The organism is Salipiger bermudensis HTCC2601, from assembly GCF_000153725.1.
GTDB classification, from domain to species: domain Bacteria; phylum Pseudomonadota; class Alphaproteobacteria; order Rhodobacterales; family Rhodobacteraceae; genus Salipiger; species Salipiger bermudensis.
The window spans coordinates 764,047-773,218 of sequence record NZ_DS022277.1; the positions used below are offsets into that span (position 1 = coordinate 764,047).

General features: G+C 66.4%; 8 protein-coding genes. 3 read left to right on the top strand and 5 right to left on the bottom strand.

Annotated features, from left to right (window positions below; genetic code table 11):
* Position 1: 1 nt before the first annotated feature.
* From R2601_RS22535 to R2601_RS22545, 3 genes are all read left to right on the top strand, one after another.
* A complete protein-coding gene (locus tag R2601_RS22535; protein ID WP_040545725.1) occupies positions 2 to 1,513 on the top strand; it encodes a tripartite tricarboxylate transporter permease in 1,512 nt (503 codons plus the stop codon).
* 531 nt (positions 1,514 to 2,044) lie between these two features.
* Positions 2,045 to 2,455, top strand: coding sequence for a dihydrodipicolinate synthase family protein (locus R2601_RS22540; protein ID WP_007803060.1), 411 nt, complete (start codon positions 2,045 to 2,047; stop codon positions 2,453 to 2,455).
* A gap of 5 nt (positions 2,456 to 2,460) precedes the next feature.
* On the top strand, positions 2,461 to 3,750 hold the full coding sequence (locus R2601_RS22545) for an NAD(P)/FAD-dependent oxidoreductase (protein ID WP_007803061.1): 1,290 nt from the start codon (positions 2,461 to 2,463) through the stop codon (positions 3,748 to 3,750).
* A gap of 311 nt (positions 3,751 to 4,061) precedes the next feature.
* On the opposite strand, the gene R2601_RS22550 is transcribed toward R2601_RS22545, so the two are convergent.
* From R2601_RS22550 to R2601_RS22570, 5 genes are read right to left on the bottom strand one after another with little or no spacing between them, the layout of a single operon-like run.
* On the bottom strand, positions 4,062 to 4,838 hold the full coding sequence (locus tag R2601_RS22550; RefSeq protein WP_007803062.1) for an SDR family NAD(P)-dependent oxidoreductase: 777 nt from the start codon (positions 4,836 to 4,838) through the stop codon (positions 4,062 to 4,064).
* On the bottom strand, positions 4,835 to 5,791 hold the full coding sequence (locus tag R2601_RS22555; RefSeq protein WP_007803063.1) for an NAD-dependent epimerase/dehydratase family protein: 957 nt from the start codon (positions 5,789 to 5,791) through the stop codon (positions 4,835 to 4,837). The genes R2601_RS22550 and R2601_RS22555 overlap by 4 nt, the downstream gene beginning before the upstream one ends.
* Positions 5,788 to 7,230 carry an amidohydrolase family protein gene (locus tag R2601_RS22560; protein WP_007803064.1) on the bottom strand — a complete coding sequence of 481 codons (1,443 nt, stop codon included), beginning with the start codon at positions 7,228 to 7,230 and terminating at the stop codon, positions 5,788 to 5,790. The genes R2601_RS22555 and R2601_RS22560 overlap by 4 nt, the downstream gene beginning before the upstream one ends.
* 2 nt (positions 7,231 to 7,232) lie before the next feature.
* Entirely contained in the window at positions 7,233 to 8,534 is a 1,302-nt protein-coding gene (locus tag R2601_RS22565) for a TRAP transporter large permease (RefSeq protein WP_007803065.1), read from the bottom strand.
* Positions 8,531 to 9,121, bottom strand: coding sequence for a TRAP transporter small permease subunit (locus R2601_RS22570; RefSeq protein ID WP_110740116.1), 591 nt, complete (start codon positions 9,119 to 9,121; stop codon positions 8,531 to 8,533). Before R2601_RS22570 ends, R2601_RS22565 begins: the two co-directional genes overlap by 4 nt.
* Between the last annotated feature and the right edge of the window lie 51 nt (positions 9,122 to 9,172).

The following is a 9,172-nucleotide window of genomic DNA, read 5'->3' on the forward strand; positions in this document are numbered from 1 at the left end:
CATGGGATTTCTTGACAACATCACGCTGGGGCTCTCGATCGCCCTGAGCTATCACAACCTGCTCTACTGTTTTCTCGGCGTTCTTCTGGGGATGGTGATCGGGGTCATTCCGGGCATCGGGGTTCTGGCAAGCATCTCGATGCTGTTTCCGATCACCTTCTATCTCGACCCGACAACCGCGCTGATCATGTTGGCTGGGATCTGGTATGGTTCGAGTTATGGCGGCAGCACCGCGGCCATCCTTCTCAACATTCCCGGAACACCGTCGAACGCGGTGACGGCACTCGACGGTTATCCGATGGCGCGTGCGGGGCGGGGGGGCGTTGCGCTCTTCATGACCACGATCGCCTCTTTCGTCGGCGGCTCGATCGGGATCCTCGTAATGACCATGTTCACGCCGGTCATCGCTCCCTACGCGCTGCGCTTCGGCTCGGCAGAGTATTTCTCGCTGATGGTCTTCGGGCTCGTTGCCGCGTCGACGATCTCCGGCGGCTCGGTCGCGAAAGGGCTCGCCATGGTGGTCGCGGGGCTGATGCTCGGCACCATCGGGGCAGACATGTATACAGGGGTGCCGCGGTTTTCCTTCGGATTCTTCGAACTGACCGAATCCGTCAGCCTCGTTGCCCTGGCGATGGGAATGTTCGGCATCTCCGAGGTCATCGCCACAGTCCGTCGCATCAAGCCCGGCGACATCGACGTGGACAGTGTCGGTCTGCGGGCCATGCTCCCGACCCGCGACGACTGGCGGCGGTCCTGGCTGCCGACATTGCGCGGGTCCGGCATCGGCTCCTTCTTCGGCACGCTTCCCGCGACCGGCCCCGCGGTGGCAGCGTTCATGGCCTACGCCGTCGAGAAGCGTAGTTCGTCCGACCCCGAGCGCTTTGGGAAGGGGGCCGTCGAAGGCATCATGGCGCCGGAAGCAGCCAACAACTCCGCCGACCAGACCGCTTTCATCCCGACACTGTCGCTTGGCATTCCCGGCAGTCCGACCATGGCGCTGATGCTCGGTGCCCTTCTGGTGCACGGAATCACGCCGGGTCCGGCGCTGCTGACCGAGAGCTCGGACCTGTTCTGGGGGCTGGTGATGAGTTTCTGGGTCGGGAACCTGATGCTGCTCATCCTGAACATTCCGCTCATCGGCCTCTGGGTGCGGCTCTTGATGCTCCCGTATACATGGCTCTACCCGGCCATCATCATGTTCATCTGCATCGGCACCTATACGGTCAACAACTCGATCTTCGACATCTGGTTGGTGCTGGTCTTCGGGTTTCTCGGCTATGTGATGCGGATCTTCGACTGGCCCACGGCGCCTCTGCTGCTCGGCTTCGTTCTGGGACCCTTGATGGAAAATCACTTCCGCCGCGCAATGCTGCTGTCGCGCGGAGACTTCGCGACCTTCGTGGAGAGCCCCATCGCCGCGACCTCGATAATCTTGACTGTGGTGGCTTTGGCCTGGGGACTCTGGTCGAGCCAAAGGAACAGGAAACGGCGAGCGGCGGCGCTTCAGCGCTGAGGCTGCGAATGCCCGTGGAGCAGGCCTCGCGACGGTTTGAAATGCCCCGCTTCCGCTGCGCCTCGACCATGTTCAACTTAGCGCTGCCCCTCCAAAACGTCGGTCGCTCGAAGGCGCTTGCCGTGGGGGCTGTACTCTCGGCGGGGGCCGTGGCGAGCGTCCTGTTTCTGCTTGCAGGAGCCATGAGGACGCGGAGGCAGTACTTGTACGTCTTCCCATGCTGCGGGGACATGAGGCGAGAACAGCGCGAGGCAAGGGTGTCTTGGCGACCACGCACACGGGTGTGCTCGCGCCCGGACTCGGAGACGCGATACCCGCGGCCAGAGCAATCGGGAAGGCGGGGCCACGGGGCCGATGCTGAACGCGCCCTACGAGAACTCCCCGGCGTAGCAAAGCGCGATCGACGACATCCACATGGTGCATCATGCAGGTGGACCTGCCGATCATGCGCTATGAAAATCCGATACGCGCGCCTCGCCTTTTGTGCCAGACATTATTGCAAAGCGCGTTGAAGGTGGCATCATCGACGAAATGAAAGCCTCAAGCACCGACCTCTATCACTTCGACCAGATCATGCAGCGCGTCGGCCCATCCCTTGGTGCCCCGAGCGGGCAGGACACGCTCTTTCTCCAGCAGCTTGCGAGTGGCATGGTCGGCGACGTGCTGATCTCCGCGGGTCGGATGCCGAAGGGCCCGGCGCAGGTTCAGGCAGGCAAGGCAGACGAGTCGCTTGCGCTGCAACGACGCCTCGGGCGGCTCATGGATGGGCTGTCTGCAGAGGAAAGCCCTGGCCCCTTGCGGCACGCGCTGGAGCTGATCGGGACCGACACCGGCGGGTCGGCGCTCCCGACGCCACCTCTCTCCGATGCGCTGAAGCAGCGCCTCGCGCGGGTCGTGGCCGCGCTGCGCGACAGCAGCGTGGCCCTGCCCGAGGCGGCCTGACGCCCATGGAGGAAACAGCCGGCAACGCGCTCTATCTCAACCAGAACGGCCCCGAGCCGTCCTGGCCCGTGCTCGCGGGCCCCAAGACCGTCGATGTGGCCATCGTCGGAGGCGGGCTGACCGGCCTTTCTACGGCTCTTCATCTCGCCGAGGCCGGCGTTTCTGTGGCGGTCTTCGAGGCGCATGTGCCGGGTTGGGGCGCCTCTGGGCGCAACGGAGGGCAGCTCAACCCGGGGCTCAAGTTCGATCCCTCGTGGTTCAACGAGCGGTTCGGTGAGGATCAAGCTCGCAGCATCGTCGCGTTCGGCTGGTCCACGGTCGACGTCACCGCCGCGCTGGTCGACAGGCTTGGCATCGACTGCGATCTGCGCCGCAACGGGACGCTGCGGGCGGCGGCCTCAGAGCGTGACATTGCGGGGGTGCGGCGAACCTATGATGACATGCGCGCACTCGGGATGCCGGTCGACTGGCTCGAGGGTGAAGCGCTTGCGGCGCTGACCGGCCATCAGCACTATCCCGCGGCTTTGCTCGACAGGCGTGGCGGAGATGTCGATCCGCTAAAGCTCGTGCGGGGCCTCGCCGGGAGTGCGGCGCGGGCCGGCGCCGAGATCTTTGCCCGGTCACGCGCCAGCGATCTGGCCGAGCAGGGCGGAGGCTGGCGGTTCACGGCAAATGGTCACGAGGTTCGCGCGGCCAAAGTTCTGATTGCCTGCAATGGCTATGCGGATCGCCTGTGGCCGGGACTGGCAGAGGCATCCGTCCCGGTCTTCAGCTCGGTGCTCGCCTCCGAGCCGCTGCCCTCGGATCTGGCGGCGCGCGTGATGCCCGGGCGGCAGGTCCTCTACGAATCCGGGCTGGTGACGGTCTATTGCCGTGTCGATGCCGCCGGCCGGATGGTGATCGGTGGCCGTGGCCCGATGCGCCCGTCGTCGGACGCCGCAAGCATGGGCGCTGTTCGGCGCCATGCGGAGCACCTCTGGCCGGCGCTTGCATCGGTCGAATGGGACTATGCGTGGAACGGCCGGGTGTCGATCACGCCAGATCACTTGCCAAAGCTGCATGCGCCGTGGGCCGGGTTGCTGATCGCCTATGGCTACAACGGGCGCGGTGTCGCGCTTTCGACCGCTCTTGGCGCCCATCTCGCAGAGAGCCTGACGGGCAGCGTCACGACCGAGACGCTGCCGCTGCCCGTGTCGGACATGAAACGCATGGCGTTTCATCGCTTCTGGCCAATCGGCGTGCAGGGCGCAATCGCCGCATCGCGCTTTCGCCAGATGATTGCCGACTTGTTTTGACACTCGCGAACGAGGCTTGCACGATGTCTCTCAGGCGACACCTCGAGGGCGTCTGCGGCCCAGTGCCATGGCTGTCGGTTCTGGCGTGGCGACAGCATTTGTCGGAGAGGCGGCCGCTACGGCGATCACCGTCGCATACCATGGCGGGCGTCGGCCAGATCAAGCGCCCTCACGGGTGCGCGTGCTGCCCGCTTTGGTGCCGGGTAAGCCGCTGTTGGCGAGATCTGCGGAGAAGACGCCGGGTGTGGTGTTCAGGCCGTCCCGGATGATTACAAAGTCGGGAAATGCGCAGATCTTGGTTCACGCGTGGATCAGGCGGCCATCCAGCCGCCGTCAACGAACAGGGTGTGTCCGGTGAGATAGGTCGCCTCGTCACTGGCGAGGAAGATCGCGGCGCGGGCGACATCGTCGGGGGTTCCGAGGCGGGGCCACGGGGTGCGTTGCTTGGAATAGTCGATCCAGCGCGGCTCGACCGCGCGGCCGCCCTTGCCAGTGAGGATCTTGCCGGGAGCGATGGCGTTCGAGACGATCTGATGGGGGCCGTAATCGGCGGCAATCTGGCGGGTCATGTAGGCGATGCCGGCCTTGCTGACACCATAGGCAAAATCCTCGGGCGCTGAGACATGGCCGTGCTGGGAGGAGATGTGGATCAGGCGGCCGCGCACCTCCTCGCGGATCTCCTGCGTCATCATCTGGCGAACGGCGGCGCGCGCGCAGAGGTAGGCGCCCTTGAGGCTCACATCCATCACGCGGTCCCAGTCGGCCTCCTCGGTCTCGACCAGAGGCTTGCCGGCGCGCAGCACGGCGTTGTTGACGAGAATGTCGAGGCGGCCGGTCTGGGCGGAGGCCCGGTCCACAAGCGCCTCGACCGCGTCGGCGCACGAGACATCGGTCTTGACGAAGACGGCGGATCCACCCTCCTCGGCCACCACCTCGCAGACGGGGCGGCCGCCCTCGACGGCCTCTTCGGTGATGTCGGCGACAAAGACATGGGCGCCTTCGGCCGCGTATTTTCGGACGATGGCGCGCCCGATGCCCGAGGATCCTCCGGTTATGATGGCGACGCGGCCCGCAAGGCGCTGGGTCATGAGAGGGTCTCCTTCGGCGAATGTGCGATGTGCCCGAGCCAGTCGGCGGCGGCCCGGGGCAGCGGGGTGTGCGAGCCGGGCACCAGCCGGCGCAGGCGCTGGATGGCGAGCGCCGGGCGGTCGGTGGGATAGCCGTAGCGGATGGTCGGCGCTGCGGCGTCGATGTGCCAGCTCAGCGGCAGATGCGCGGCCAGCGCCGTGCACCAGTCCGGCAGGTCGGTCACCTCTCCAGCCCCGATATGCACGATGTCAGGCAATGCGGTGTCACTGCTCACCAGTGAAGCGATGGCCGCGGCGGCGTCGCGGGAATAGCACCAGTCGGCGGGCACTGCGCGGGGCAACGTGACGGGGCGCCCCTCCAGCGCGGCCAGAAGGATCTGGTGATGTGGGCTGGAGACCTTCCGGCTGTCTGACGCACGTTCGTGCGGGCCGAAGATCGGGCCGAGGCGCAGGATGGACAGATCGATCCCGGCAGAAGGCGCGAGGCGGCGCAGGCTCATCTCGGCGGCATATTTTCCTATACCGTAAAGGCTTTGCGGCGTGGGGGTGGTGCGGTCCTCGTGGTAGAGCCCGTCGGCTTCAGGTGCGGCGTTGCCGTAGACGGCGATCGAGGAGAGCTGAAGGAGCCGGCGGATGCCGGCGGTCTTTGCGGCTTGCAGCAGACGCACGCTGCCAAGCAGATTGACGTCGAGCACGAGGTCCGGGTTGGCCTCTTCGAAGGCGGCGTCGGGGGTGAGGGCTGCGGCGTGGATCATGTGGGTCAGGCGGCGCCCGGTCAGCGCGGCATCAAGGGATGCCTGATCCCTCAGGTCTGCGGTGACGAAGTCAAAGCCCGGCCAACTGTTCCGAGGCGGGTGAAGGTCAAGGCCGAGCACGGGAATGCGGCGCGCGCAGAGGGCTTCGGCTATGGCAGAGCCGACGAAGCCAGAGGCGCCGGTGACGAGCACGATCATCGGGGGAGCTCCTGTCGGAGGGCTTCGGCGATTTCCTCGGCCTGCACGCCGGCATCCGGCCCGGCCAGCCGGGCGGCGGCGGCCATTTCCGCAACCTCGGCGGTGGGCGCGGGCGGCTCGCCGGCGCGGTAGCGGATGTCTCCGCCGACCATGGTCAGGAGCGTGTCCGCGCCGGTGCAGCGGCCGAGGATCAGATCGAGCGGGTCGCAATCGGGATCGGTGTAGGGGCCGCGCGCGCGGGTCGGGTCGAGCGCCACCAGATCGGCGCGCTGGCCCGGGGCGATCGTGCCGATGTCGGGCTGAAAGATCGCCTGAGCGCCGATCTTGGTGTCCATTGCGAGGGTCAGCCGGTTGGCTTTGGCAGCCGCGCCCGTGCCCCGGGCCAGCAGGCCGCCGAGGCGCAGTTCGGACAGGTAATCCTCGCTATCGTCCAGTGCGCAATTGTCGGTGCCGAGCGCCACGGGAAGCCCGGCCGCACGCCAGTCGGCCAGTGGCGGCGCACCGTTGAAGAGCCGCATGTTGGCGCCGGGGTTCGACACGACGGTGAGGCCGAGGCGCAGAGCCTCCTCGACGTCATGCGCGCGCGCCTGGGTGAAGTGGGCCGCGCTGACTTGGGTCTCGAAGACGCCGAGGGCTTCGAGGTGCTTCAGGACCGCTCCGCTGCACAGCGTCTCGGCGACGGCCCGCTGCGCGGGGGATTCCAGCAGATGGAAATGGATGCCGGTGCCGGTGCGCGCGGCATGGGCGGCGATGGACTGCCAGGCGGCATCTGACACCCATTGCGGTCCGGCCGGGCCATGGGCAATCGAGATCGTCGGGTGGCCGGCATATTCGGACAGGAGCCGATCCGTCAGAACCAGCGTTTCCTGCAAGGGCAGGTAGGCGGGCCGTGTTTGGCTCAGGAGGGCTTGTGCCTGCGGGGACAGGCCATCGCGGAAGGCGCTTTCATCGGTCGGCGGGTAGACCAGACCGCCCTGATTTGCGAAGCCCACGCAAACCGTGGCGCGCAGCCCGGTCTCCTCGTAGGCGCGGATGACACCGCGCAGCTCGGCCTCGTAATCGCCTGTGGCGTATGAGTAATTCGCGTGGAGCGTGGCGGTGACACCATTGCGCAGCATCTCCTGCGCGGCAAGCCGGGTCAGCAGGTAGGCGTCGGGTGCCTTGCGCCCGCGCCGCCGGGCGATCCAGGGCTCGAGTTGGTCGTCGGGATAGCCCAGCTGCACCTGGCTGAGGCCGCGCCCATGCTGGTGGGCGTTCACGAAGCCGGGCAGCAGGATCGCATCGCCGAGCGCGGTGAGGCGCGCGGCGGGAAAGCACGCGCGCATGTTGTCGGGCGTGCCGAGCGCCACGATGCGGCCCGCGTCCACCGCCACGGCCCCGGGGCGCAGCGGTGGGCGCTCCGCTCCGGGGATCACGCAATCGGCTGTCAGAAGCTGCATGGTCAGAACAACAGGTTCGGCAACCAGAGCACCAGTCCCGGCCAGAAGATCAGCAGGATCGTGAAGGCCAGCATCAGCAGGACGAAGGGCAGGGAGCCCCAAATCACGTCCATGATCGACCCGGTCCCGCGCACGCCCTGAACGATGTAGAGGTTCATGCCGATGGGCGGCGTGATCAGCCCGGTCTCCATCATCAGGACAAGGAAGATGCCGAACCAGACCGGATCGATGCCCAGCTGCACGACCAGCGGAAAGACCACCGGCAGCGTTGCGATCATCATCGACAGCGTCTCCATGAAGCAGCCTAGGATGAGGTAGAAGAGGATCAGCAGGAACAGCACCTGGATCGGGCCGGCGCCCAGATCGACCACGAAGCGGGTCAGCGTCTGGGGAATGCCGAGCATCCCGATCACGAAGTTCAGGAAATGCGCGCCGACCATGATCAGCAGGATCATCGCCGAGATCCGGACGGTGGAGATCATCGCCTCGTGCAGAAGCGGCAGGGTCATCTTGCGCTTGGCCAAGGCCACCAGCAGCGCGCAGGTGACGCCAATGGCGGCGGATTCCGTGGGCGTGGCCCAGCCGCCGTAGATGACGCCCATGACGATGGCGAAGATCAGCAGCGGTGGCAGGATTTCCAGCAGGGACTTCAGCTTTTCGCGCATCGGGCGGTCGGGCAGGCTGGGCCCCGCGACGCCGGGGTGCAGGACAGAGATCACCGCGATCAGCGCCATGAAGGCGACGGTCAGGGCGATGCCCGGCAGGATACCGGCGGCAAAGAGTTGGCCGATGGAGGTGTTGGTCATCGAGCCGTAGATGATGATGTTGATCGACGGCGGGATCAGGATGCCCAGCGTGGCGCCCGCGGCGATGGTTCCGGCGGTCAGGCGCTCGTCGTACTTGCGCTCCGACAGGATCGGGATGGCCACGTTGCCGATGGTGGCGGCGGTCGCGACCGAGGATCCCGAGACCGCGGCAAAGAAGGCCGATGCCCCAATATTCGAGTGCAGCAGCCCGCCGGGCAGCTTGCGCATCCAGTCCGACAGCGCGCGGTAAAGCCCGTCCGCCACGCCCGAGCGCACCAGGATTTCTCCTAGGAAGACGAAAAGCGGGATCGCTGTGAGGATGAAATCGTTCTGACCGCTCCAGATCTGGTTGCCGAAGGTCATCAGGATCGGCCAACCCATGGTGAGCATGGCGCCGGTGAAGGCGGTGAGGAACATCGCCACGGCTACCGGAAGGCCGATCAACATCAGGCCCAGCATCATCATGAAGCCGAGCGTCGCTTCTCCGATCCCGATCATTGTGCACCTCGTGCCGTCACGCCGGCCTGTTCTTCATGGATGAGATCGTCGAGCGACTTGGGCCCGTAGAAGCGGTTCAGCCGGTCACGGTCGCACAGGAACAGAATCGCCGCGTGCAGGAAGAGCGCGGTCGAGACCACGGCAAACACGGCCAGTCCGAAGACCCAGAGGCTTTGTGGCATCCACAGCGGGGTCATGAGGGGCGTTCCGGACAGGGACTTGAATTCAATGCTCTCCATCAGCGCGGCCCAGCCGCGCCAGGCCATGAAAAGCGCCATCAGCATGGTGCCCAGCGTCGCCAGCAGGTTCAGCACCGACCCGACGCCGGGATTGACGCGCTCGGTCAGGATCTCAACGCGGGTGTGGGCCCGTTCGATCGCGGCGAGCGAAAAGCCGAAGGCACCGGTGATGGCCAGCGTGTAGCCGCCGAGCTCGTCGCCGCCCTGAAGCGAGACATTTGCGAAGCGCCGCAGCAGCACCTCGGCGGTGATGGTCAGGGTGAGCAGCAGCAGCGCGTAGCCGGCCACCAGCGCAAGGAACCGCGCGACGGGGGTCATCGCCTGCGCGATCCTGTTTTCTCCGGACATTCTGAGTCTCCGAGGCCTGCGTGAATGGGGACGCGGGGGCGCCGGATCGCG

Coding starts and splice junctions, on each gene's coding strand:
- R2601_RS22535 (WP_040545725.1), top strand. CDS start 2: ATGGGATTTCTTGACAACATCACGCTGGGGCTCTCGATCGCCCTGAGC.
- R2601_RS22565 (WP_007803065.1), bottom strand. CDS start 8,534: ATGATCGGGATCGGAGAAGCGACGCTCGGCTTCATGATGATGCTGGGC.
- R2601_RS22545 (WP_007803061.1), top strand. CDS start 2,461: ATGGAGGAAACAGCCGGCAACGCGCTCTATCTCAACCAGAACGGCCCC.
- R2601_RS22550 (WP_007803062.1), bottom strand. CDS start 4,838: ATGACCCAGCGCCTTGCGGGCCGCGTCGCCATCATAACCGGAGGATCC.
- R2601_RS22540 (WP_007803060.1), top strand. CDS start 2,045: ATGAAAGCCTCAAGCACCGACCTCTATCACTTCGACCAGATCATGCAG.
- R2601_RS22560 (WP_007803064.1), bottom strand. CDS start 7,230: ATGCAGCTTCTGACAGCCGATTGCGTGATCCCCGGAGCGGAGCGCCCA.
- R2601_RS22555 (WP_007803063.1), bottom strand. CDS start 5,791: ATGATCGTGCTCGTCACCGGCGCCTCTGGCTTCGTCGGCTCTGCCATA.
- R2601_RS22570 (WP_110740116.1), bottom strand. CDS start 9,121: ATGTCCGGAGAAAACAGGATCGCGCAGGCGATGACCCCCGTCGCGCGG.